A 24,002-nucleotide genomic window follows, 5' to 3' on the forward strand; every position below is an offset into this window, starting at 1 on the left:
GCGACCGCGACAATGAGGCTCCACGATACCGAAATCGCGCCGTTCCGGCGACGCCCTCATGACCATCGCCCGGCTCCCCACCGCTACCGCCTCCGCGCCCACCATCGATCCGTTCCTGCATGCGTTGCATGCAGCCGGCTTCGAGGGCGAGATCGACCGCAGCGACGCCACCCGCACCGTGCTCGCCACCGACAACTCGATCTACCAGCGCCGCCCCGCCGCCGCACTGTTCCCGCGCCACGCCGAAGACGTGGCGCGCATCGCGCGGCTGCTCGGCGAGCCGCGCTTTCGCACGGTGGCCGTCGCACCGCGCGGCGGCGGCACCGGCACCAACGGGCAATCGCTGACCGAAGGCATCGTGGTAGACCTGTCGCGCCACATGAACCGGATTCTCGCGATCGATCCGGTCGCGCGCACCGCACGCGTCGAGGCGGGCGTGGTCAAGGATCAGCTCAACGCCGAACTGAAGCGGCACGGCCTGTTCTTCGCGCCGGAGCTGTCCACCTCGAACCGCGCCACCCTCGGCGGCATGATCAGCACCGACGCGAGCGGCCAGGGCAGTTGCACCTACGGCAAGACGCGCGACCACGTGCTCGCGCTCGACACCGTGCTGATCGGCGGCGAGCGGCTGTCGAGCGCGCCCGTGGACGACGCCGAGCTCGACGCGCTGTGCCGCCGCGACGATGCGATCGGCCGGGTCCATCGCACCGCGCACGGCATCCACACGCGCGAGGCCGAACGAATCCGCACGCAATTCCCCGCGCTGAACCGCTGCCTGACCGGATATGACCTCGCCCATCTGCGCGACGCGCAGGGCCGCTTCGACCTGAACAGCGTGCTGTGCGGCTCGGAAGGCACGCTCGGCTTCGTGGTGGAGGCCACGCTGAACGTGCTGCCGGAGCCGAAGCACGCGATGCTCGTCAACATTCGCTACCCGGCGTTCATGGATGCGCTGCGCGATGCGCGCGCGCTGCTCGAGCATCGCCCGCTGTCGATCGAAACCGTCGATTCGACGGTGCTGGCGCTGGCGCGCGAGGACATCGTCTGGCAGAGCGTGGCCGAATTCTTCCCGGCCGCCGACGCTTCGCAGGACGAAGCGAACGGCATCAACCTGGTCGAATTCAGCGGCGACGACGCCGCCGAGGTGCGCGCCCGGGTGGCCGCGTTCGTCACGCATCTCCAGGCCGACCGGCAGGTCAAGCGGCTCGGCCACACGATCGCCGATGGCGAGGCAGCCGTGCGGCGCGTGTACGCGATGCGCAAGCGCGCGGTGGGCCTGCTCGGCAACGCGCGCGGCGAGGCGCGCCCGCAACCGTTCGTCGAGGATACGGCCGTGCCGCCCGAGCATCTGGCCGATTACATCGCCGAGTTCCGCGCGCTGCTCGACGGCCACGGCCTGCGCTACGGCATGTTCGGCCACGTGGATGCGGGCGTGCTGCACGTGCGCCCGGCGCTCGATATGCGCGACCCGGCGCAGGCCGCGCTGGTGCGGCCGATCTCGGACGCGGTGGCTGCGCTGACGCGCCGCTACGGCGGCCTGCTGTGGGGCGAACACGGCAAGGGCGTGCGCTCCGAATACGTGCCCGAGTATTTCGGCCCGCTCTACCCGGCCTTGCAGCAACTGAAGGCCGCGTTCGATCCGCACAACCAACTGAACCCCGGCAAGATCGCCACGCCGGCCGGCAGCGAAGCCGCGCTGCTGCGCATCGACACCACCACGCTGCGCGGCGAACTCGACCGGCGCATCGACGAACGCGTCTGGCAGGCCAACGCGGACGCCGTGCATTGCAACGGCAACGGCGCCTGCTACAACTTCGATCCCGACGACGCGATGTGCCCGTCGTGGAAGGCGACGCGCGAGCGCGTGCAGTCGCCCAAGGGCCGCGCCTCGCTGATGCGCGAATGGCTGCGCCGGCAGACCGAGGCCGGCGTGGATCTCGCCGCCGAGCCGCGCGCCGCCGCGCTGCCGGTGCGCGCGCTCAACAGCCTGCGCCGGCGCGGCGGCGAAACCGATTTCTCGCATGAGGTGTATGACGCGATGGCCGGCTGCCTCGCCTGCAAGTCGTGCGCGGGGCAGTGCCCGGTGAAGGTCGGCGTGCCCGAATTCCGCTCGCGCTTCCTGGCGCGCTATCACACGCGCTACCTGCGGCCGCTGCGCGATCACCTGATCGGCTCGCTCGAATTCACGCTGCCGCGCGTGGCCGCCGTGCCGGGCCTGCCGCGCCTGTACAACGCCGTGCTGCGCACCGCGCCGGTGGCGGCGCTGATCGAGCGCGCCGCGGGCATCGTCGATGCGCCCGCGCTGCACGACGCCGCGTGGCCCGAGGCACTGTGCGCGGCGCGGGCCGAAACGGCCACGCCGCAACGGCTGGCCGCGCTGTCCGAGGCCGAACGCGCACGCAGCGTGATCGTCGTGCAGGACGCGTTCACGCGCTATTTCGAAACGCCGGTGGCGGCAGCCTGGCTCGCGCTTGTGCACACGCTCGGCTATCGCGTGTTCGTCGCGCCGTTCCTGCCGAACGGCAAGCCGCTGCATGTGCAGGGCTTCCTGCCGCGCTTCGCGCGCACCGCCCGGCGCAACGCGGCGCATCTGGCCGCGCTGGCCGGCAGCGGCATCGCGCTGGTCGGCCTCGATCCGGCCATGACGCTCGTCTATCGTCAGGAATACCAAAAGATCGACGGCATCGGCACGGTGCCCGAGGTGCTGCTGCCGCAGGAATGGCTGATTCACGCGTTGCGCGCGCAACCGCCGCGCGCGGCACCCGCCCAGGCGTTCCGGCTGCTGCCGCATTGCACCGAGCGCACCAACGCGAGCGCCGCCGCCGCGCTGTGGCAACCGGTGTTCGAGGCGGCCGGCCTCGCACTGCGGATGCCGGCCAGCGGCTGCTGCGGGATGTCGGGCACCTACGGCCACGAGGCGCGCAACCGCGCCACCTCGGCCACGATCTTCTCGCAATCGTGGGCCCGGCACGTGGCCGCCGAAGCCGAGGGCGAATTGCTCGCCACCGGCTATTCGTGCCGCTGCCAGACCGAGCGGCTGACCGGGCAGCGCCTGCGTCACCCGGTCGAAGTGCTGCTGGCGCTTTATCGCCAGGCGTGATGGCGTGCGATTGACAGCGAATAGATGACCGGTTATCTTGCTACGCATTCCACCGCCACCGGTCATCGCCGTTCATCATGCCGCGCCCGCCCAATCCCGAAGTTCGTCTCCGCCTGATCTCCACGGGCCAGCGCGTCGTGCACGAGCTGGGCTTCAACGGCTGCGCGGTGCAGGACATCGCCGAGGCGGCCAGCGTGCCGAAAGGCTCGTTCTACAACTACTTCGACAGCAAGGAAGCGTTCGCGGGCGAGATCCTCGATGCCTACTGGCAGTCGATCGAAACGCGTCACGCCGCCTTGCTGCGCGAAGGCCGCGGCAAGCCGCTGGCCCGCGTGCGCCGCTTCTTCCGGCAACTGACCGACGATCACCGCGCCTCGGGCTTCACGCTCGGCTGCCTGATCGGCAACCTCTCGCTCGAACTGTCCGCCTCGAACGACGACGCGCGCCGCACCGCGCTGCGCCTGCTCGAACGCTGGCAGGCGCTGCTGGCCGATTGCCTGCGCGAAGCGCAGGCGCAAGGCGAGATCGATGCCGGCGGCGATCCGGACGAGCTGGCCGCGATCCTGGTCGAAAGCTATGAAGGCGCCGTCATGCGCAGCAAGGTCGAGCGCAACGGCAAGGCCTGCGAACGATTCGAGAAGGTGGTGCTCGCCCGCTTGTTGGGGTGAGCTTTTTTGGCCCAATAATAAGGTGACTGGTCATTTATTTTCGTGATGCACGACCGGCCGCCGTTGCTCGCTGTCCCCTGTCCGTTCAGAACCTTTCCCTGCCCTGGAGCTTCGCATGAATCACGCAACGCAACCGTCCCGCAACCCCGCCTACGACGATCCCGCCGAGCCGGGCCTGCCCGCCACCGGGTTCCGGTTCGACCGCAGCAAGGCCGCGCTCGTGGTGGTCGATCCGCAGAACGATTTCCTGAGCCCGTCGGGCGTGACCTGGCCGCTGGTAGGCGAGAGCATCGTCGAGAACGGCACGGTGGGCCACCTCGAAACCTTGTTCAGGATGGCGAAGCAGGCCGGCATCGTGGTGGCTGTCTCGCCGCACTACTACTACCCGTGCGACCACGGCTGGCATTTCGGCGGCCCGCTCGAAAAGGCCATGCATGCGATCGGCATGTTCGCGCGCAAGGGGCCGACCACGCTGGATGGCTTCGAGAATTCGGGCGCCGATTTCCTCGATGCCTACAAGCCGTACATCCTCGACGGCGAAACCATCATCACCTCGCCGCACAAGGTGTACGGCCCGGAAACCAACGATCTGGTGCTGCAATTGCGCAAGCGCGGCGTCTCGCAGGTGCTGCTCGCGGGCATGGCCGCGAACCTGTGCATCGAATCGCATCTGCGCGAATTGATCGAGCAGGGTTTCGAGGTGGTGGTGGTGCGCGATGCGACGGCCGGCCCGCGTGTGCCCGAGGGCGACGGCTATCTGGCCGCCATGATCAACTATCGCTTCCTCGCGCATGCGCTATGGACCACGGCGCAGACGGTCGAGGCGCTGGGCGCGAGCGAAGCCGCGCCGCGCTGACCGTTCGGCACGAGGTTGCGATTCAAGCGCGCGGCAAGGCCAGCCGCGCGATTTCCGCGAAGTAGCGCGCGCCCACCGGCAGGATCGCGTCGTTGAAATCGTAGGACGCGTTGTGCAGCGGCGTGCCGCCCTCGCCGGCGGCCTCGCCGTTGCCGATGAACACGAAGTTGCCCGGCACCGCCTGCAGGAACGCGCCGAAATCCTCCGAGATCATCATCGGCTGCACGTTCGGATCGACGGCCGCCGCACCGGCCACACGCGTGGCCGCCTCGACGGCGAGCGAGACATAGGCATCCGAATTGACGGTGGGCGCGAACTCGTGGGTGTAGTCGAATTCGCACTGCGCGCCGTGCGCATGGCAAATGCCCTCGCTGATCTCGCGCATGCGGGCGGCCAGCATCGCCTGCACGTCGTTCGCATAACTACGCGTATCGCCCTTGATCGTCACGGTCGACGGGATCACGTTGCGCAGCCCGTCGGTGATGAATTCGGTACAGGAGATCACCGCCTGCAGGCCCGGATCGAGGTTGCGCGACACGATCGTCTGCAACGCCAGCACGATCTGCGAGGCGATCACGATCGGATCGACGCCCATCTGCGGGCGCGCCGCGTGCGTGCCGCGCCCGCGCACGCGAATCACGAAGTTGTCCTCGCTCGCCATGATGCCGCCCGCGCGCGTCGCGAACGAACCGGCCGGCATGCCCGGCATGTTGTGCGCGCCGAACATCGCCTCCACCGGAAAGCGCTCGAACAGGCCGTCGGCCATCATCGCCTTGGCGCCGCGCCCGTGCTCCTCGGCGGGCTGGAACACGAAGCGCACGATGCCGTCGAAATCGCGCCGCTCGGCCAGCAGTTGCGCCGCGCCGAGCACCATCGACATGTGGCCGTCGTGGCCGCACGCATGCATCTTGCCCGGCACGCACGACGCGTAGGCGCGGCCCGGCGCCTGCTCGGCAATGTTCAGCGCGTCCATCTCGGCGCGAATGCCGATCGCGCGCGTGCCGCTGCCCGCGCGCAGGTTCGCCACCAGCCCGGTGCCGCCGATGCCGCGATGCACCTCCATGCCGAGCGCGCCGAGGATCGCGGCCACGCGGTCCGAGGTCTGCACTTCCTCGAAGCCGGTTTCCGGGTAGCGATGGAATTGCCGGCGCCAGCCGGCCAGCGTGTCTTGCAGTGAACGGTCCATGGGGTGGGTCCTCGATGCGTCGGGCGGATTGATGGCTTGTGAGTCCTGCACAGGTTGAGCACAATAATATTTCTGCGCGCGGCGAATTCCGTCGCTTTATCGTGCGCGCCCACGCAATTTTTTATCGATTCCGGGCGATATCGCCCTGCCTCCCGATGACCTCGTCCCTCGACACCTACGACCGCAAGCTGCTGGCCGAGATCCAGCGCGACGCGCAAACGCCGCAGAACGAACTCGGCACGCGCGTCAATCTCTCCACCGCGGCCGTCAACCGCCGCCTGCGCCGCCTGGCCGACGACGGCGTGATCGAGCGCTACACGGCCATCGTTTCGCCCGAGAAAACCGGGCATCCGCTGACGATCGTGGTCAACGTGGAAGTGGAGAGCGAACAGATCGACCAGCTCGACGCGATGAAGCGCAGCTTCGCGCGCTGCCCGCAGATCCAGCAGTGCTATTACGTGGCCGGCGAATGGGATTTCGTGCTGATCCTCTCGGTCAGGCACATGGAGCAGTACAACGAACTGACGCGCCAGTTGTTCTTCTCGAACAACAACGTCAAGCGCTTCAAGACGCTGGTCAGCATGGATCGCGTGAAGGTGGGGCTCGATGTGCCGGTGGGCGAGGAGACGTGAAGGCAAGCGCAGGCGGCGGGCTCGGGCCTTGCTGTCCGGCGTGGTCGACAAGACCGGGCGGTCTTGTCGGCGCTGGCGGGCGCCTCCGGACACCGGCAAGCCGCGCCGCCCACGGCGCTGGACGAAACCGCGGGCGCCGCCTACCATGGGCGGCGCTTGAATGAATACCGCTTTCCCACTCGTTTTGCCAACCCGAGACAGGAGCAGCCCATGTCAGTCGATGCAAAGTACAAGACCACCGCCACCGCGAGCGGTGGCGGCCGTGACGGCAAGACCGAACTCGCCGACGGCACGATGGCCCTGCAGCTCACGGTGCCGAAGGAACTCGGCGGCCCCGGCGGCGACGGCGCCAACCCCGAGAAGCTGTTCGCGCTCGGTTATTCGGCCTGCTACCTCGGCGCGATGCGCGTCGCATCCCAGCAAACCAAGATCAAGGTGCCCGACGGCACGACCGTCACCGCGACGATCGGCATCGGCCCGCGCTCGGAAGGCGGCTTCGGCATCACGGCCGAACTCGACGTGTTCCTGCCCGGCCTGCCCGAAGCCGACGCGGCGAAGCTGACCGAAGTCACCCACACGATCTGCCCGTACTCGAACGCGATCAAGGCCAGCGTCGACGTGAAGACGACCACGCACGGCTGATCGTCCGCGCCCTCTTCGGGCGCAAGGCACACGGGGCGGCAACCTTCGCGGGTTGCCGCCCCGTTTCGTTTTGGAGCCGGGCGTTTGCGAGCGGGTCGCTTTCGCCCCCACTCCCCCCAGCTTCGATTTCAAATCGCCTTTTCGATCGCCTTGCCGAGCAGATCGATGCCGAGATCGATTTCCGCCTCGCTGACCGTCAGCGGCGGCGCGATCCGGAACACCCCGCCCATGCCCGGCAACTGCACGATGTTCATGCTGAGGCCGAGGTTCATGCATTCGCGCGTGATCTTCGCGCCGAGCCCGTCGGCCGGCTCCTTGCTGCGGCGATCCTTGACCACCTCCATGCCGAGCAGCAGCCCGCGCCCGCGCACGTCGCCGATGCAATCGAAGCGCTCCATCAGGCCCAGCAGGCCGTTGCGCAGCCGCTCGCCCATCCGGTTGGCGCGCTCGACCAGCCCGTCGCGCGCCACCACGTCGAGCACGCGCAGGCCCACCGCGGCCGGCAGCGGATCGGACACGTGCGTCGTGTAGAACAGATAGCCGCGTTCGTGCGCGCGTTCCTCGATCTCGGCCGAGGTAACCACGGCGGCCAGCGGCAGGCCCGCGCCGAGCGTTTTCGACAGCGTCAGGATGTCGGGCGTCACGCCGTCGCGCTCGAACGCGAACATCGTGCCGGTGCGGCCGACGCCGGTTTGCGCCTCGTCGAGAATCAGCAGCATGCCGCGCTCCTCGCACTTGCGCTTGAGCGCCGCCAGATAGCCGGGCGGCAGATCGATGATGCCGCCCGAGCTGAGGATCGGCTCGGCGATGAACGCCGCCAGGTTGCCGCTCGACTGGCGGTCGATCAGGTCGAACGCGTAATCGAGTTCGGCCAGATAGTCGTACTGGCCGTTGCGCTCGAAACGCGGGCGATACGTGAACGGCGCCGGAATCGCGAACGAGCCCACCGCCGCCGGCCCCACGCCCTTGCGCCCCGCGCTGTAGGTGGCCGAGGCGGCGTGGCCGGTCATGCCGTGCCACGACTGCGCGAAACCGACCACCTCGTACTTGCCGGTCACGAGCTTGGCCATGCGGATCGCCGCCTCGTTCGATTCGGCGCCGGTGCTCAACAGCAGCGCGCGGTCGAGGCCGGGCGGCGTGATCTCGGCGAGCCGCGTCGCCAGGTCCACCACCGGCCGCGACAGCATCCCGCTGAACAGGTGATCGAGCTTGCCTGCGTATTCGTTGATCACCGAGACGATCTCGGGATGACTGTGGCCCAGCACCGCGCTCATCTGGCCCGACGTGAAATCGAGGATCGCGCGGCCGTCCGCGTCGTACACGAAGCTGCCCTGCGCGCGCTCGATGATCATCGGTTCGAACGTGCCGCCGTAGCGGATCAGATGCTGCTTCGCCTGTTGCCAGAATTTCTCGTCTTGATTGCGGGACACGGTGGCGCTCCTGACTGGGTTCATCGATGAATCGGATGACTTGCAGTCTAGAGGCCGATCTGGTTTTATAGAATCTAATAGTTTTAATGCCAGATAAAAGAATGGCTAATACCCAGGAGTTCTGCCCGTGAGCCGGACGCTCGATATCGATCTGTTGCGCAGCTTCGTCGCGATCGCCGAGGTCCGCACGCTGAGCCGCGCGGCCGAACGCGTGGGCCGCACGCAATCGGCGCTGAGTCAGCAATTGCGCCGGCTCGAGGACACCGTCGATCAGCCGCTGTTCCAGCGCACCGGGCGCGGCGTGGTGCTGACCCACCCCGGCGAACGACTGCTGGCGCACGCGCAGCGAATCCTGCGGCTGCACGACGAGGCACTGGCCGACCTGTCGGGCAAGGGGCTGTCGGGCACGATCCGCTTCGGCTGCCCCGACGATTACGCCACCGTGTTCCTGCCGCCGTTGCTGCGGCAGTTCTCGGTCCTGCATCCGCACGCGCAGGTCGAGGTGTTCTGCGCACCCACGCCGCGCCTGCGCGAGCGGCTCGGCAAGCGTGTGCTCGATCTCGCGCTGGTGTCGGTGCCGGATGCGGCCGCGGCTCGGGCCGAGGATCGGGGCGGGGCTGATGTCGGTGCTGCAGGTGCCGGCGCGAGCGCGGGCGCGGCGGCCGGTCACGCGGATCCGGACGGCGACGCGATCATCCGCCGCGAGCCGTTGGTCTGGATCGGCTATCCGGGTCTCGCGCCGGCCGATTTCGATCCTCTGCCGCTGGCGCTGTCCGACCCCGACACGCTCGACCACCTCGCCGCCCGCGACGCGCTGCAACGCGCGGGCCGCGCGTACCGGATCGCCTACGCGAGCAGCAGCCTGGCCGGGCTGACGGCCCTGGTGCGCTCGGGGCAGGCGTTCGCCGTGATCACGCAGACGGCCGTGCCGCCCGACCTGGCGATCCTCGGCGGCGACCCGGGCCTGCCCGCGCTGCCGGCCGTGGCGATCACGCTGAAGCTGGCGAAGGCCGCGCCGTCGCCGCTGGTGGCGGCGTTCGCCGAGCATATCCGGGGGATGTTGCCGGGCTTGTGAGCGGGTGCTGTGGATGCGGTGCCGGCTTGGCGGTTCGGACCAATCGACCAACCCGCCAACATGCGGCATTGCGCCGCATTTATACCGAATCCGGTCACACGGCGTCTGCCGACGCAGCCAACCGGCCTTCCGCGCAGGCGCTTTTCGATAGACTGTGCGGATTCGCGCGCGGCGACTTCGGCCCAGAGCATCGCCAGCCGGGCCGCCGCGCGCTCCCGATCCACAGGAATGTCAGATGAAGCAAGCCGTCTTGTCCCTGGCCGTCGCGTGCTGTGTCGCGCTGCCGGCTCTCCCGTCCCATGCCCAGGCGTTCGACGACCATTGTTTCGCGGTCGGCGACGTGGCCGCGCAGATCTCGGGTTGGCGCAAGCGTCACAAGACCAAGGCGCAGGCGCTCGCGCAATCGCACAAGTACTACGGCAACGGCCCCGACGCGCAGGCGGTGGACGACGCGATCGAGACGATCTACAGCGCGCCCACGCTGCCGAACCCCGATCAGGCGACCATGCTGGTCACGCAAAATTGCCTGAAGAAGAAGCGCCAGGCGCAGAACGAAGCAGCAGCGCCGGCCCCCGCCCCGGCCGCCTCCGCCCCCCGTCCCTGACCTCCCCTGACGGCGGTACGCCCCGCCCTCACCCCGCCTCGTCATCACCGGCCAGCACGCGCGCCAGCGTGCGCCCCGCGTAGCGCGCCTGCGCCAGCGTCAGCGCCGTGTAGCCGACCAGCACGGCCGGCGGCAGCCGCGCCTCGCGGCAATAGTCGCCGAGCGCCTGCAACGCGATGCCGTTCGCTGCCGCCGCGCGCACGAAGGCCCGCTCGTCACGCGCCGGATCGAGCCACAGCACGAAATGGAACCCGGCCTGTTCGCCCGACACGACGTAGCGCCCGGCCGCGCCCGGCTCGGCCGACAGCCGGGCCAGCACGGCGTCGCGGCGCTGCTGGTAGGCCTGCCGGCTCGCGCGCAGGTGCCGTGCGAAGCCGCCGCTGCTCATGAAACCCGCCAGCGCACGCTGCTCGATCGCGCCCACCGGCCGGCCGGTCGCCGCCAGCAACGCGGCGAGCCGCTCGCGCAGCGCCGCCGGCGCCACCACGAAACCGATCCGCAAGCCGGCGAACAAGGTCTTGTTGAACGAGCCGCAATAGATCGCGCGCGCGTGGCGGTCGAGCGCCTTGAGCGCCGGCAGCGGCGCGGCCTGATAGCTGAACTCGCCGTCGTAGTCGTCCTCGACGACCCAGGCCTCGTGCCGCTGCGCCCAGTCGAGCAATTCGAGGCGGCGCGACACCGACATCGTCACGCCCAGCGGCGACTGGTGCGCGGGCGTCACGCACACCGCCGCGACATCGCGCGCCCCGGCCAGCCGCGCCGCCACCAGCCCCTGCGGATCGACCTCCACGGCCAGCGCCCGCGCACCGTTCAGCTCGACGAGTTGCGCGGTCATCGGGTAACCCGGGTCCTCGATCGCCACGCGCCGCCCGCGCACGTCGATCGCGCGCATCACGAGGTCGAGCGAATGGCGGATGCCGGTGGTGATGAACACGTCGTCGGGCTCGCAGGCGATGCCGCGATATTCGCCGAGCCAGGCAGCGATCCGCGCGCGCAGCGCCGGTTCGCCGTGCGGCGAGGCCGCGCCGAGATCGGCCGGTTCGAGCCCCGCGAGCGCGCCGGCAAGCTGGCGCTTCCACTCGCTCAGGCGCAGCAGCGAAGGATCGGCCAGCCGCGCGACGAACGGCACGCCGATGCGGTTGCCGCTCGGCGAATCGGCGCTTGCCGCAGCGGCGGGTATCGGCGGCGGCAAAGCTGACGGCAGAGGCGGCGGCAGAAGCGGTGAAGCAGCGGACGCCATCGCCTCACCCGGCGCCATCAGGTAGGTATCGGGCACCACCGCGCTGACGCGCGTGCCCGAACCGCGCACACGCGACAGATAACCCTCCGCGACGAGCCGCTCGAACGCGGCCTCGACGGTGCCGCGCGCGATGCGCCAGCGCTCGGCCAGCGTGCGCGTGGAGGGCAGCGCGGCCCCGGCCGGCAGGCGGCGCTGCAGGATCGCCTCGCGCAGCGCATCGGCGATCCGGTCCTGCTTCGACGCCACGCCCTGCGCCGCGAGGCCCGGCGGCCTCGGCAGATCGAGCGGAATCGCGGCCTTGCCTCGCGCCATAGTGGTCCACTCCTGAATTGATCAAATGGATCTTCGGCTTATACCACATTGCCCGTACAGTCCGAACTCCCCCTTCCTTCGCCGATTCGTCCGATGCCTGCTTCGTCCCGCCCGCTTTCCGAACGCGCCTGGTTGATCCTGTTGCTGCTGATCGTCTGCCTGCCGCGCGCGGCGATCGACGCCTACCTGCCCGCGCTGCCCGCGATGGCCGACGCGCTGCACGCCACCGATGCGCAGATGCAATCCACGCTGACCACCTACATGGCCGGCTACGCCGCCTCGATGCTGATCATGGGGCCGCTGTCGGACCGTTACGGGCGGCGGCCGGTGCTGCTCGCGGGGCTGGCCGTCTACGTGGCGGCGACGCTGGCATGCGCGCTCGCCACCAGCGTGCCGGCGCTGGTGGCCGCGCGCGTGATCCAGGCGCTCGGCGGCTGCGGCGGCGCGGTGATCGGCCGCGTGATCGTGCGCGAGCGCTTCGACGCCAACCGCCAGGTGGCGTTGTTGAGCGCGCTGTCGGCCGGCATGGCGCTGTCGCCGGTGATCGCGCCGCTGGCCGGCAGCGCCGTGGCGGCGGTCGGCGGCTGGCGCGCGGTGTTCGGGATGCTGGCGATCGGCGGCGTGGCCGGTGCGTGGTTCACCTGGCGCCTGCTGCCCGAGACACGTGGCGAGGCGATCGCCCGGGCAGCCGGCGCGCATCCGTTGCGCGGGCTGGGCGCGACCTACGCACGGCTGCTGCGCAATCGCCACTTCCTGCGCTACTCGCTGTCGATCAGCTTCGTCTACTGCACGTATTTCCCGTTCATCGCCGGTTCGTCGGCGCTGTTCCAGCGGCGGCTGCACCTGTCCGACGCGGCGTATGCGGCCGTGTTCGGCATCACGGTGTCGGGCTATCTGGCCGGCTCGGCGCTGTATCGCCGGATGCACGCGCGGATGGATGCCGACGCCGTGCTGGCGCGCGCGGCGCGCCTGAACCTCGCCGCCGCCGCCGCGCTGTGCGCGCTGAACCTCGGCCACGCGCCGAGCGCGCTCACCCTCGTCGCGCCGATGTTCGTGGCGATGGTGGCGGTGGGCATCGCGATCCCGGCCTGCCAGTTCGCGGTGCTGCAACCGTTCCCCGAGATCGCCGGGGCCGCCTCGGGGCTGTTCTTCTTCATCCAGATGGCGATCACGGCGCTGTGCGGCGCCCTGCTCGACCGGCTGACGGGCGCGGCCGACGGCAGCGCGGTGCCGCTGATCGCCGTGACCGCCGTCGCCAGCCTTGCGTTCGCGGGCGGCTTCGCCGTGCTTCGCACGCGCGACGGCCCGGCGTCGGCGCGCATCGGCGGCCCGGCCCAAGGCGCCGCCGGAGGCCGCGCCGACTGACGCGGGCCGGCATCGCGTGCCGGTTCCCGGCCGAATGTGTAGATGCACCCAAAACGTCAAAATCCGTAAGGAAGCTGACCGGCCCCTCGCGTATCATGCGATGACATCGCCTCGCGACCCGCGAGCGCAGCTCCGCCGCCCACCCGGCGCGGACGCCCGATTTCGTCACCGATACGCACCCATGACGCTTTTGCCACCGGAACCCCTGGTACCCGGCCCGCTCCTGATCGTCGATGACGAGCCGCTGATGCAGCGGCGTCTCACCGCGATCCTGACCTCGCTCGGCTACACGGACGACGCGCTGCTATACGCCGGCAGCCTCTCGGAAGCCCGGGCCATGCGCACCGCGCAGCCGTGCGCGATCGCGCTGGTCGACATCGGCCTGCCCGACGGCTCCGGCATCGAACTGATCCGCGAATGGCACGAGGCCGATCCGGCGTTGCCGATCGTCGTGATCTCCACCTGGAGCACCGGCCCGACCATCGTCGGCGCGCTGCAGGCCGGCGCCACCGGCTACCTGCTCAAGGAACGCGACGATCTCGAGATCGCCCTGTCGATCCGCAGCGTGCTGCGCGGCGGCGCGCCGATCGATCCGTTCGTCGCGCGCCATATCCTCGACACCACCGTGAACGCCGCGCCCGCCCCCGGCAGCCCGGCCGCCACCGGCCTGCTGCCGTCGCGCAACGGCGCGCCGCCGGTGCGCCTGAGCCGCCGCGAGATCGAGATCCTCGGCATCGTCAGCAAGGGCCTGACCAACCGCGAGATTTCCGAGCTGCTGTCGCTGTCGCGGCTGACCGTGGAATGCCACATCAAGAACATCTACAAGAAGCTGGCCGTCCGATCGCGCACCCAGGCCGTGTTCGAGGCGCGCGCGCACGGCTTGCTGCCCTAGCCCATGCACGGCAGCTCCGACAGATGGCGCATCTGCGATCACAGATCGAAACCGGGCGTGCAGCGGATTGAGCGCGGCACCGGCCCGGGCGGGAATCCGCCGTGGAGTGCCGTAGCCGGTTCGGTGACGATGATGCTCGGGTGGTTTTGGCTTGGGCTGGCGGTGCACGTTGGCCTCCGCGCGCAACGCGCGACGCGGTTCGCCCGCGCGCTGCTCGCGGCCGGCTTCATGGCGGTGGCCGCAACCGTGGCCGCGCCGGCCACCGTGCTGGCCGCGCAAGCCGATCCGGCCTCGGCCATCCCGGCCATCGACACCGGTTCGGATTCGGCCACCGCGCCCGCCCAGCCCGCGTCGCGCCGCTTCAACCCGTCGCCGCATCTCACGTCGCCGAGCTTCGCGCTGTCGTCCACGCCGGCGCCGTCGCGCGCGATCCCGTCGGCGTTCGCCGCGCCGCGCGCCGAGGGCTGCCCGTTGCGGATCGACGCCGCGCGCGCCGCCGGCTGGACCGACAACACCCCGCCCGCCACCGGCTGGGTGCCCGTCACGCTGCCCGACGTCTGGACCACGCGCTGGCCGCGCTTCGACGGCGTGGTCTGGTATCGCATCAACTGGGCCGCCGGCTGCCTGGCCGGCCAGCCCGCCGCCGCCTTCGTCGACTACCTGAACATGGCGGGCGCGGTGTATCTGAACGACACGCTGATCGCCAACGATCCGCAACTCGTCGAACCGTTGAGCCGCGCCTGGAACTCGCCGCGCCGCTGGCTGCTGCCCGCGCCGCTGCTGCGCGCCGACGCCGATACGCTGCTGATCCGCGTGTCGGGCCTGTCCGCCTACGCGCCGGGCCTCGGCGCGGTGGTGGTGGGGCCGCCCGGGGTGGTCGAGCATCGCTACGGCCATGCCCACGAAATCCGCCGCGACCTCCAGCTCTACAGCCTGGCCGTGACCTCGACGCTCGGCTGCTTCTTCGTGGTGCTGTGGCTGATGCGCCGCCGCCAGAGCGTGTACGGCTGGTTCGGACTCCAATCGATCGCCTGGTGGTGCTTCCAGTTGAACCAGGCAGCCACCTCGCCGTGGCCGTTCCCGAGCACCGACGGCTGGGAAGCCGCCATGTCGATCGCGGTGGTGGTGTTCAGCACCGGCTTCGCGATGTTCACGCTGCGCTTCGCCGGCCGCCGCTTGCCGCGCCTCGAATGGGGCCTGTGGCTGCTGTCGGCCGCGCAGGTGGCGGCCATGCTGGCCGCGCCGCGCGAGGCGATCGAGACGGTGCGCGCGGCCATCGCGCTGATCCCGGCGCTGGTGTTCATCGCCTGCTGCAGCGGCTTCGTGGTGTTCGCGGTGCGCTGGCCGCGCGGCGACCGGCTGGCGCTGTCGGCCTGCATGCTGATCTTCATCGCGGCCTGCGTGCACGACATCCTGACGTTCCTCGGCGTGCTGTCCGACAACATCTATTACTCGTCGATCGCCGCGCAGTTCGAGATGATCGGCATGGCGCTGGTGCTGGCCTGGCGCTTTGTCACCAACCTGCGCCGCATCGAGCAGTTCAACGACGAGCTGACCGGCGCGGTGGCCGACGCCCAGCGCGAGCTGCGCGCCACGCTCGACCGCGAGCATGCGCTGCAGGTCACCAACGCGCGACTGAGCGAACGCCTGAGCCTCGCGCAGGACCTGCACGACGGCCTCGGCGGCACGCTGGTGTCGAGCATCACGACGCTCGAGCACGCGCCGCAGGACATGCCGCCCGCGCGCTTCCTCGGCATCCTGAAGGAATTGCGCGACGACCTGCGCATCATCATCGACGCCGCCTCGCTCGACCACGCCGGCACCCGCACGCTCGACGGCTTCATCGCGCCGATGCGCCACCGGTTCGCGCGCGCATTCGAGGCGCAGGACATCGATTGCCGCTGGCAACTGAGCGGCATCGACGCGCTGCACCTGCCGAACGCCGTCTGCCTCGACGTGATGCGGGTGCTGCAGGAAGCCGTGACCAACGCGCTGCGCCACAGCGGCGCGACGCGCGTGGACATCGCCGTGACCGACGATCCGGCCGCCGGCCTGAGCCTGAGCGTGACCGACAACGGGCGCGGGTTCGACCCCGAAGCGCCCAGCCCGCACGGCGGCATCGGCATGGGCAGCCTGCGCGCGCGCGTCGAGCGGCTCGGCGGCGTGCTGCGGATCGCCTCGGGCGCGACGGGCACCACGCTGGCGGTGACGGTGGCCGGAATCCGCGCCGGTGCTGGCGTCAGCGCCGGCGCCCCCGCCCCGGGCAGCGGCGCATCATCGTAGAATTTCGGGAATTTCTCGTTTCCGCTGTAACCATCCGCGCCACCGAAGCGAACTCATGACATCGCCGCACGGCACGGGATTCGCCCGGCCGCCACGATGCGGGACACACCATGAAAACCGATGACCTGATTTCCATGCTGGCGACCGGCGCCCCGCGCGTCGACCGCCATGCCGCCACCAAGCGCTTCGCCGTCGCCATCGCGGCCGGCGTGGCAGGCGCGTTCGTGCTGATGCTGGCCGTGCTCGGGCTGCGCCACGATCTCGCCGAGATCGCGCGCACGCCGCTGTTCTGGGCCAAGGTCGCGCTGCCGCTCGCGCTGGCCGCCGGCGCGCTCGCCACCGTCGCCAAGCTCGCGCGCCCCGGCGCCCGCGCCGCGCGGCCCGGGCTGCTGATCGCCTGGCCGGTGCTGGCGGTCTGGCTGTGCGCCGCCGTGATGCTGGCCGGCACGCCGTCCGGCGAGCGTCTGGCGCTCGTGCTCGGCGCGACCTGGCGCGTTTGCCCGTTCGCGATCGCGATGCTGTCCGCGCCCGGCTTCGTGGCGATCATGGCCGCGCTGCGCGGCCTCGCGCCCACCCGCCTGGCGCTGACCGGCGCGGTGGGCGGCCTGCTGGCCGGCGCGCTGGCCACGCTCGTCTACTGCCTGCACTGCCCCGAGATGGGCGTGCCGTTCTGGGGCGTGTGGTATCTGCTCGGCATGCTGGTGCCGACTTTGGTGGGCGCGGTGATCGGGCCGAAGGTGTTGCGGTGGTGACGGGCAACGGCCGCGCCTGTCATCCTTCGGCGCGCGCAGCCGTGCCGACGGTCACCGGCGCCCATTTGCGGCCATAGGCCAGCATCAAAACGAAACTCAGCACGAAACCCGTGCCGCCGACGATCAGGAGCCCCGATTCGCCGAGCAGCGGCAGCAGATTGTTCAGCAGGCCTGTGACCACCCACGCGATCGCCATCACCGAGCCGGCCACGCCGAGCGCCCAGCCCTGCCGCTCGACCTTCACCGCATCGGAAAACGCGGTGTAGAGCGTGGTGTACGCCACCATGTCGAAGCATCCGACCACCATCCCGAACGCCCAGAGCAACCCTTCGTGCGGCAGCAGCGCCGACAGCAACTGCGCGATGCCCGCCACCAGCAGGCCCAGTTTCGCGATCGCCACCACCCGCCAGATGCGCAACATCCGCCGCACGATCACCGTCAGGCCAAACACGAAACACAGGCCGATCAATCCGCTAAACAGGCCGAGTTGCGCGCTGGTGTAGCCGAAGCGCGTCTGCAGCACGAGCATGATCGTCTGCAGATACAGGCCGTAGCCGACCTGCATCAGAAAGAACACGGCCGAGAGCAGCGCGATGCGGCGATCGCGGCCGGCTTCGGCCACGATCCGCAGCGGCAGCAGCCAATCCACGCGGCGCGCGCCGCGCGGCGGCCGTGCATCGCGGTAGCGGCGCAGCGTCCAGAACCCGCACAGCGCCGACAGCGCGGCCACCAGCAGGAACGGCGTGCCGTAATTGAAGGCCGGCAGGATGCGAGGGTCCGACGTCAAACCGCCCAGCACCGGCCCGACGATCACGCCCGCGCTGAACGCCATCGACATGATGCTCATGTTGTAGGCCTTGGTTTGCGGCGTGCTGACGTCGGTGATGGCCGCCTGCGCGATGCCCTGGCAACCGGCCATCAGCCCGCTCAGGCCACGCCCGACCAGCAGCAGCGCGAGGCTCGGCCACCACGCGCCGAGCGCCATCAGCAGGTACGCGAGCGCGAGCCCGAACAGACACAGCAGCAGGATTCGGCGGCGGCCGTAGCCGTCGGACAGTTCGCCCATCAGCGACGAGCCGAAGAACATGCAGAGCGGATAGACGCCGTAGCCGAGGCCCAGATAGAAATTGCGCAGCGCCGGGCCGGCCCCTGTGCCGACGATGCCCGCGTGCGGATCGGAGAAGATCGCCGCCATGATCGGATACACCAGGCCGAAGCCCATGGCGTCGATCGCGATCGCGAGCAGGCAAGGGCCCAGAAGTTTCAGGTTCAGTGACGACATGGCACGGCCTCGACGAATGATGTGGCCGCCCACGTTAAGCGCGCGGCCCACGCGCCGGTAGGCCCGCGCGGCCGATCTCAGTCATCGGGAAACCTGATCAATCGTCCGGCGCGCCTTGGGTGGGTTGCCGCACCGCGTCCGGCAGGTGCTGTTCGAGCAGGGCCAGCACGCGCTGCGTCCTGGCCGGCACCGGCCGAACCACGGGCAGCAGGGCATGCAGGTCGAAACCGGGCACCGTGTGACCGGGCAGCAGCGCGACGAGCGCGCCGGAGGCCAGCGCGTCCGTGCAGACGATCTCCTGCAACACGCCGATGCCGCAGCCGTCGAGCAGCAACTGCCGCACCGGCCCCCAGTGGCTGACCGTCGTGACGATATGGACGGGCGCGGCATGCGACGTGCCAGGCGACAAGCCCGCCCGCTCCTCGAGCCGGATCTGCCCGTCGCCGAACAGGCCCGCCACGCGGATGAACGGATGCCGCACCAGGTCGGCCGGCGTGTCCGGTGCGCCGTGCGCGGCCAGATAACCGGGCGAGGCCACCAGCACGCGGCGCACATGGCCGAGCCGCCGCGCCACGAAATTGCCGTCGCCGAGGCGGCCCAGCCGCAGCGAGAGATCGACGCCCTCGGTCACCGGGTCGGTCGGCTCGTCGTTAAGGATCAGATCGACGTGCAGTTCGGGATGCTGCGCGCGCAACGCGCCGAGCAGCGCCGGCAACACCACGTCGCCGAGGCCGTGCGGCGCGGCGATCCGGATCCGCCCGCGCACCGCGTCGCCGCCGGGCACCACCGCCTCGCGCGCGTCGTCGGCGGCATCGAGCACCAGCTTGCTCTTTCGATAGAACAACGAACCTTCGTCGGTGCACGACACGGCGCGCGTGCTGCGCAGCAGCAAGCGCACGCCCAAGTGCCGTTCGAGCCGCTCGATCCGGTCGCTGACGGCCGGCTGGCCGAGGCCGAGATCCTTCGCGGCGCGCGACAGGTTGCCCCGCTCGACGACGCGCACGAACACGCGCATGGCAGCCAGCAAATCCATGAATTCCTCGATATCGAAATGATCGGCCGGCGCGGTCGGCCGGCGACGGACGCACGATTGTCGTGCATTTTCACGGACGAAACGGCGGCCCGCATTGTCATTCCCACTGAATCATCCGGACAACTTCATAAATGCGAGATTCCGGCCGGACTAGACTGTCTCGGCCGGTACGCCCGTCGTCCGGCACCACGAGGCCCGAGAACGCGTTCGCAGCGACGAACCGCCGGGCGGCGGCCCTGCCGCCGACACATCCAACAGACATGGAGACAATCATGATCATCTACGGCACCGCGCTGCTCGCGTTCTGCCATCTTGCCGGCCTGTTCCTCGGCGATCTGCTCGGCGCCGCCATCGGCGTGAAAACCAACGTGGGCGGCGTCGGCATCGCGATGCTGCTGCTCATCGTGCTGCGCATCTGGCTGCACCGGCGCGGCTGGCTTCCGAAGGAATCCGAAGCGGGCGTGACGTTCTGGGGTGCGATGTATATCCCCGTGGTGGTGGCGATGGCCGCCAACCAGAACGTGGTGGCCGCGCTCAAGGGCGGCCCCGTCGCGTTGCTCGCGGCGCTCGGCGCGGTGGCCGTGTGCGCCTGCTGCATCGCCGTGCTCTCGCGCGTCGGCAACGACGATTCGGCGTTCGCGCCGGCCAAGCCCTGAGCGGAGGCCCGGATGATTTCCATGCTCGAGAAAATCGTTGCGCACAACGGCCTGGTAGCCGCGTTCGCGCTGGTCGGCATCGTCATGTGGGTGTCGATGATGCTGTCGAAAACCCTGACGCGCGGCCGGGTGCACGGCTCCGCGTTCGCGATCCTGATCGGCCTCGCGCTGGCCTGGGTCGGCGGCGTGGTCACGCACGGCGAGAAAGGCATTGCCGACGTACCGCTGTTTGCCGGTGTCGGCCTGATGGGCGGCGCGATGCTGCGCGACTTCGCGATCGTCGCCACCGCGTTCGAGGTGCAGGCCAGCGAGGCCAGGCGCGCCGGGTTGATCGGCGTGGTGTCGCTGCTGCTCGGCACGGTGCTGCCGTTCATCGTCGGCGCGCTGGTGGCGCGCGCGTTCGGCTATACCGATGCCGTCAGCATGACCACCATCGGCGCGGGCGCCGTGACCTACATCGTCGGCCCGGTCACGGGCGCGGCGATCGGCGCCAGCTCCGACGTGATCGCATTGAGCATCGCCACCGGGCTGGTGAAGGCCATCATCGTGATGATCGGCACGCCGCTCGCGGCCGGTTTCCTCGGCCTGCGCACGCCGCGTTCGGCGATGATCTTCGGTGGCCTGGCCGGCACCGTCAGCGGCGTGACCGCCGGGCTGGCCGCCACCGACCGCCGGCTCGTGCCGTACGGCGCGCTGATCTCGACGTTCCACACCGGTGTCGGCTGCCTGCTCGGGCCGTCGGTGCTGTTCTTCGCGACGCGCGCGATCGTCGGCAGCTGATCAGGCGATGCGGGGCGGCTGCCGGCCGCCCCTTTTGCCACGCTGCCACGCCTGTTTCTTTCGCTCATGCCTACCCCCGCCCCCCATCCGCTCGACGGGCCGCTGCCGGCCCACGAGCAACGCGATCTCCAGCTCAAGCATCACCTCGCATTCGCGCGCCTGCTCGGCGGCGGCTGCGATCCGTCGCCGCTTGCCGTGCTCGCGAACGTCGTGCGTCTGGCCGTGGCGCTGGGTGCCGATGCCGGTGCCGATGCGCCCAGCCTCGCCGCCGAAGCCGAATCCGCACTCGAACGCACGTATCTGCGTGGCGCGCCGTACCGGCTCGACGATGCCGGCCGCGACGCACTCGCCTCGCTCATCGCGCTGCACGACGCGCAACTCGACACCACCACGGTCGGCCGTTATCTCGACGCCTGGCGCACCGTGCGCCGAACCAATGCGGAGCGCGCCCGCGCCGCCGCAATCGTTGCGCCCGCAACGTTGAAACGAAAAGCCCTCGCGACAGCCTGACGATTTACGGCAGTCGAAACGCCATTGCGCAATGGATGACGGCGATACCACGCGGCATTGCCTTTCATTCGAATTCGATTGGAAGCAGGGCGATACGCTATTAGAAAAATTCGGAAAGCCGGATCGCAACCTCTTCAGGAGATCCGGCCCGGTTTTTCCGGCAATGCTTTTCTCCATTCAACGCCGATCGGGCTGTCACGCCCGCCAGCCGTGGCCTCGGTGTGATCTCAGGAAGCTTTCATTTTCCATTCATCAGAAAAATGTCACCTATCCAAATTACGATCTGTGTAATATCCGTAAAGACACAACGAAAGCTTGTCGCGAAACCGTTTACATCTCGCGACATGCTTAGGCCAACACCGGAATCGGTATTTTTCGGCATGACGCTCCGTTAGAAAAACATATATCGGGCGATTTTTCCGAAAGCGGATTGACCGCCGGTATTTTAAAAATAACGGGCAATAACAATAGATGAGTGCGACTTCAGAGGGGTTGAGTTACCGTTTTTCGACGGCCTATGCGCCCGAACGCGAACGTTTCGATGCCTGGCGTGCCGACACCGGTGCGCTGTTCGACATCGGCATGCTGGAAGACGACCACGTGCCGTACGATTCGCAGTTCGATTTCACGCTGCTCGATCAGCTCATGTTCGGCGGCCGTCAATGGCTGCGCCCCGATCACCAGGTCGAACACGCGATGAGCCGCTCGCCGCAGCGAATCCGTTCCGACGGCCTCGACGGCTATTACCTGCAATTGCAGATCAGCGAAACGCTGTACGGCACGGCCGGCCGCAACATCACGATGAACATCGGCCCGGGCGACATGTGCCTGCTCGATCTGGCCACGCCGTTCGACCTGAAGGTGACGACCGGCGACACCATCTGCATGGTGCTTCCGCGCGACCTGCTGCCGGCCGGCGCGGCCTCGCTGCACGGTCGTTCGCTGTCGCACGGCATGGGCGCGCTGCTCGCGGACTATCTGCGATCACTGCGCCGGAACATCCCGCAGGTCAGCGCCGACGAAATGTCCTACGCGATCCAGGCCACCAAGAACATGCTGGTGGCCTGCCTCGCACCGACGCTCGACACGCTCAAGCAGGCCGAAACCGAACTCGACGCGATGTTCGTGAACCGCGTGAAGGACTATATCGAGCGGCACCTGCTGTCGTCGGATCTGACGCCGGACAGCATTTGCAAGGCGATGGGCATCTCGCGCTCGAAGCTCTACCGCCTGTTCGAGCCGACCGGCGGCGTGGCGCGGCTGATCCAGCACAAGCGCCTGCATCGCGCGCGCAACGTGCTGATCGATCCGACCGCCAGGCGCATGCGGATATCCGAGGTGGCGTGGCGGCACGGCTTCGTCAACGAGAAGCACTTCAGCCGGCTGTTCAAGGAAAAGTTCGGTGCGACGCCGAGCGAGATTTCGGCGCGCGAGTTCCGGCGCGACTCGGTGTGGACGCAAGCATCGGCCGAGCAGGCGGCCGCGGCGACCAATTTCAGCGAGTGGATGCGGGCGTTCGTGTCGCTGTGAACGTTGCGCGGCGCGTATCGGCATCGGAACGCGCCGCGGGTTCCCGCTCAGCTCAATTCTGAATCAGCGGATTCAGCGTGGTGCACAGGAACCCCGTGCAATTCTTCGGCGCGAAGTACACCGAAACAATCGCCGGCGGCGAGGTGCCGAACGCCATGTCGCTGAAATACGCGTTGCCCTGCGCGCCAAGCGTGTTCGATTGCGTGATGAACGCGGCGCTGGTGGTTTGCGGCGTGGCCGTCTGATACGTGAAGGTCGGCGATTGCGTCTGGTCCTTGACATAGACCGTGGCCGAGCTGCTGCCGAACACCTGCGTGCCCTTGGCGCGGAAGCCGCGTGCGCCCTCGGCATTGGCCTGCGTGAGGAAATCGCTCGCGCTGGCCGGCGCGGCCGGCGCCTCGTAGGTGTAGGTCGCGCTCGACGCGCCGTTCTTCGCGTACAGGTTCAGGAACGCGCCGCCGATCGAGGTCGGCCCGACGAACCAGTAGCCCGATTGCCCTTGCGTGTTCGCTTGCGTGAGGAAATCGGCCGGGCTCGAATTGTTTGACTGGAACTGGTAGCTGTAGGTGGCCGACGAGCCGTCGTTGCGATACAGCGTGCCGTAGGTCAGGTCGCTGTCGTAGCGGAAGCCGCGTCCGCCTTCCGAATTCAGTTGGGTGAGATACGCGCTCTGCGTGGTCTGCGTACTCGGCAATTCGTAGGTATAGGTGCCGGCCGAGCCGTCGTTCACGTAGATCGAATGCGTCGTGGCGCCGTCGCCCGAGAAAAACTCGTCGCCGACATAACGAAAGCCCTTCGCGCCTTCGGCGTTGAGCTGCGCCAGGAAACTCGTGGCATCGGCGGCGGACGTCAGCGCCTCGAAACGCGACGTGAACGTGCTGCCGCCACTGCCCGAGCCCGACGAACCGCTTCCCGACGAACCACTGCCCGAACCCGACGAACCGCCGCTCGTGCCGCCCGATGAACCCGACGAGCCAGACGATGAGGAACCTGATGCTACGGACAACGAATCGTCCCCGCCACAAGCGGACAGGGTCAGACAGGCGAGCGCGATCAGCGCGGCGGCTTTTTTCATGGCGACCTCGAAACAATGAAGCGATGGAAAAACGACGCGGAGATAACGGCCCGCAAGCAGCGAAGCAGGCCGCGCGGCAGCCTCGGGGCCGCCGCGCGT

Annotated in this window: 21 protein-coding genes; 15 read left to right on the forward strand and 6 right to left on the reverse strand. The window is 69.1% G+C overall.

What is annotated here, in order from left to right:
* Nucleotides 1-58 precede the first annotated feature (58 nt).
* The 3 genes from AB4850_RS12330 to AB4850_RS12340 all read left to right on the forward strand — a co-directional run bounded on the left by AB4850_RS12330 (nucleotide 59) and on the right by AB4850_RS12340 (nucleotide 4,624).
* Nucleotides 59-3,100: an FAD-binding and (Fe-S)-binding domain-containing protein gene (locus AB4850_RS12330; RefSeq protein WP_414440085.1), complete on the forward strand. Its 3,042-nt coding sequence runs from the start codon at nucleotides 59-61 to the stop codon at nucleotides 3,098-3,100.
* 77 nt (nucleotides 3,101-3,177) lie between these two features.
* Nucleotides 3,178-3,768, forward strand: a complete 591-nt coding sequence (locus AB4850_RS12335) for a TetR family transcriptional regulator C-terminal domain-containing protein (protein WP_414440086.1) — start codon at nucleotides 3,178-3,180, stop codon at nucleotides 3,766-3,768.
* Nucleotides 3,769-3,883: 115 nt separating this feature from the next.
* Nucleotides 3,884-4,624, forward strand: a complete 741-nt coding sequence (locus tag AB4850_RS12340; protein ID WP_414440087.1) for a cysteine hydrolase family protein — start codon at nucleotides 3,884-3,886, stop codon at nucleotides 4,622-4,624.
* Nucleotides 4,625-4,646: 22 nt separating this feature from the next.
* Here AB4850_RS12340 and AB4850_RS12345 read toward each other — a convergent pair whose 3' ends face one another.
* Nucleotides 4,647-5,810: a M20 aminoacylase family protein gene (locus AB4850_RS12345; protein WP_414440088.1), complete on the reverse strand. Its 1,164-nt coding sequence runs from the start codon at nucleotides 5,808-5,810 to the stop codon at nucleotides 4,647-4,649.
* 155 nt (nucleotides 5,811-5,965) lie between these two features.
* Between AB4850_RS12345 and AB4850_RS12350 the strand changes: the two genes are divergently transcribed.
* Together AB4850_RS12350 and AB4850_RS12355 are read left to right on the forward strand one after the other, a co-directional pair.
* Nucleotides 5,966-6,442: an Lrp/AsnC family transcriptional regulator gene (locus tag AB4850_RS12350; RefSeq protein WP_414440089.1), complete on the forward strand. Its 477-nt coding sequence runs from the start codon at nucleotides 5,966-5,968 to the stop codon at nucleotides 6,440-6,442.
* A 210-nt stretch (nucleotides 6,443-6,652) separates the two neighbouring features.
* Nucleotides 6,653-7,084: an organic hydroperoxide resistance protein gene (locus AB4850_RS12355; protein WP_414440090.1), complete on the forward strand. Its 432-nt coding sequence runs from the start codon at nucleotides 6,653-6,655 to the stop codon at nucleotides 7,082-7,084.
* Nucleotides 7,085-7,212: 128 nt separating this feature from the next.
* Here AB4850_RS12355 and AB4850_RS12360 read toward each other — a convergent pair whose 3' ends face one another.
* Complete coding sequence (locus AB4850_RS12360; RefSeq protein ID WP_414440091.1) at nucleotides 7,213-8,514, reverse strand: aspartate aminotransferase family protein; 1,302 nt, start codon at nucleotides 8,512-8,514, stop codon at nucleotides 7,213-7,215.
* Nucleotides 8,515-8,641: 127 nt separating this feature from the next.
* Between AB4850_RS12360 and AB4850_RS12365 the strand changes: the two genes are divergently transcribed.
* Together AB4850_RS12365 and AB4850_RS12370 are read left to right on the forward strand one after the other, a co-directional pair.
* Complete coding sequence (locus AB4850_RS12365) at nucleotides 8,642-9,589, forward strand: LysR substrate-binding domain-containing protein (RefSeq protein WP_414440092.1); 948 nt, start codon at nucleotides 8,642-8,644, stop codon at nucleotides 9,587-9,589.
* A 235-nt stretch (nucleotides 9,590-9,824) separates the two neighbouring features.
* A complete protein-coding gene (locus tag AB4850_RS12370) occupies nucleotides 9,825-10,193 on the forward strand; it encodes a hypothetical protein (protein WP_414440093.1) in 369 nt (122 codons plus the stop codon).
* A 28-nt stretch (nucleotides 10,194-10,221) separates the two neighbouring features.
* Here AB4850_RS12370 and AB4850_RS12375 read toward each other — a convergent pair whose 3' ends face one another.
* Complete coding sequence (locus tag AB4850_RS12375; RefSeq protein WP_414440094.1) at nucleotides 10,222-11,745, reverse strand: PLP-dependent aminotransferase family protein; 1,524 nt, start codon at nucleotides 11,743-11,745, stop codon at nucleotides 10,222-10,224.
* Nucleotides 11,746-11,838: 93 nt separating this feature from the next.
* On the opposite strand from AB4850_RS12375, the gene AB4850_RS12380 reads away from it, so the two are divergent.
* From AB4850_RS12380 to AB4850_RS12395, 4 genes are all read left to right on the forward strand, one after another.
* Nucleotides 11,839-13,110 carry a multidrug effflux MFS transporter gene (locus AB4850_RS12380; protein WP_414440095.1) on the forward strand — a complete coding sequence of 424 codons (1,272 nt, stop codon included), beginning with the start codon at nucleotides 11,839-11,841 and terminating at the stop codon, nucleotides 13,108-13,110.
* Nucleotides 13,111-13,291: 181 nt separating this feature from the next.
* Nucleotides 13,292-14,002, forward strand: a complete 711-nt coding sequence (locus AB4850_RS12385; protein WP_414440096.1) for a response regulator — start codon at nucleotides 13,292-13,294, stop codon at nucleotides 14,000-14,002.
* A 162-nt stretch (nucleotides 14,003-14,164) separates the two neighbouring features.
* Nucleotides 14,165-16,285, forward strand: a complete 2,121-nt coding sequence (locus tag AB4850_RS12390; protein WP_414440097.1) for a 7TM diverse intracellular signaling domain-containing protein — start codon at nucleotides 14,165-14,167, stop codon at nucleotides 16,283-16,285.
* 110 nt (nucleotides 16,286-16,395) lie between these two features.
* Complete coding sequence (locus AB4850_RS12395; RefSeq protein WP_414440098.1) at nucleotides 16,396-17,037, forward strand: DUF1109 domain-containing protein; 642 nt, start codon at nucleotides 16,396-16,398, stop codon at nucleotides 17,035-17,037.
* A gap of 19 nt (nucleotides 17,038-17,056) precedes the next feature.
* Here AB4850_RS12395 and AB4850_RS12400 read toward each other — a convergent pair whose 3' ends face one another.
* Nucleotides 17,057-18,319 carry an MFS transporter gene (locus tag AB4850_RS12400; RefSeq protein ID WP_414440099.1) on the reverse strand — a complete coding sequence of 421 codons (1,263 nt, stop codon included), beginning with the start codon at nucleotides 18,317-18,319 and terminating at the stop codon, nucleotides 17,057-17,059.
* 97 nt (nucleotides 18,320-18,416) lie between these two features.
* Nucleotides 18,417-19,352 (reverse strand): LysR family transcriptional regulator, encoded by a 936-nt coding sequence (locus tag AB4850_RS12405; RefSeq protein WP_414440100.1) that lies wholly within the window; start codon nucleotides 19,350-19,352, stop codon nucleotides 18,417-18,419.
* Nucleotides 19,353-19,624: 272 nt separating this feature from the next.
* On the opposite strand from AB4850_RS12405, the gene madL reads away from it, so the two are divergent.
* The 4 genes from madL to AB4850_RS12425 all read left to right on the forward strand — a co-directional run bounded on the left by madL (nucleotide 19,625) and on the right by AB4850_RS12425 (nucleotide 22,828).
* Nucleotides 19,625-20,008, forward strand: a complete 384-nt coding sequence (gene madL / locus AB4850_RS12410; protein WP_414440101.1) for a malonate transporter subunit MadL — start codon at nucleotides 19,625-19,627, stop codon at nucleotides 20,006-20,008.
* Nucleotides 20,009-20,020: 12 nt separating this feature from the next.
* Nucleotides 20,021-20,788: a malonate transporter subunit MadM gene (gene madM, locus AB4850_RS12415; protein WP_414440102.1), complete on the forward strand. Its 768-nt coding sequence runs from the start codon at nucleotides 20,021-20,023 to the stop codon at nucleotides 20,786-20,788.
* Between the two features lie 66 nt (nucleotides 20,789-20,854).
* Nucleotides 20,855-21,298, forward strand: coding sequence for a hypothetical protein (locus AB4850_RS12420; RefSeq protein WP_414440103.1), 444 nt, complete (start codon nucleotides 20,855-20,857; stop codon nucleotides 21,296-21,298).
* 471 nt (nucleotides 21,299-21,769) lie between these two features.
* Nucleotides 21,770-22,828 carry a helix-turn-helix domain-containing protein gene (locus tag AB4850_RS12425; RefSeq protein WP_414440104.1) on the forward strand — a complete coding sequence of 353 codons (1,059 nt, stop codon included), beginning with the start codon at nucleotides 21,770-21,772 and terminating at the stop codon, nucleotides 22,826-22,828.
* Between the two features lie 52 nt (nucleotides 22,829-22,880).
* Here AB4850_RS12425 and AB4850_RS12430 read toward each other — a convergent pair whose 3' ends face one another.
* Nucleotides 22,881-23,903: a hypothetical protein gene (locus tag AB4850_RS12430; protein WP_414440105.1), complete on the reverse strand. Its 1,023-nt coding sequence runs from the start codon at nucleotides 23,901-23,903 to the stop codon at nucleotides 22,881-22,883.
* Nucleotides 23,904-24,002 lie beyond the last annotated feature (99 nt).

The sequence above is a fragment of the Burkholderia sp. 22PA0106 genome (genome assembly GCF_047497155.1).
GTDB lineage: Bacteria > Pseudomonadota > Gammaproteobacteria > Burkholderiales > Burkholderiaceae > Burkholderia.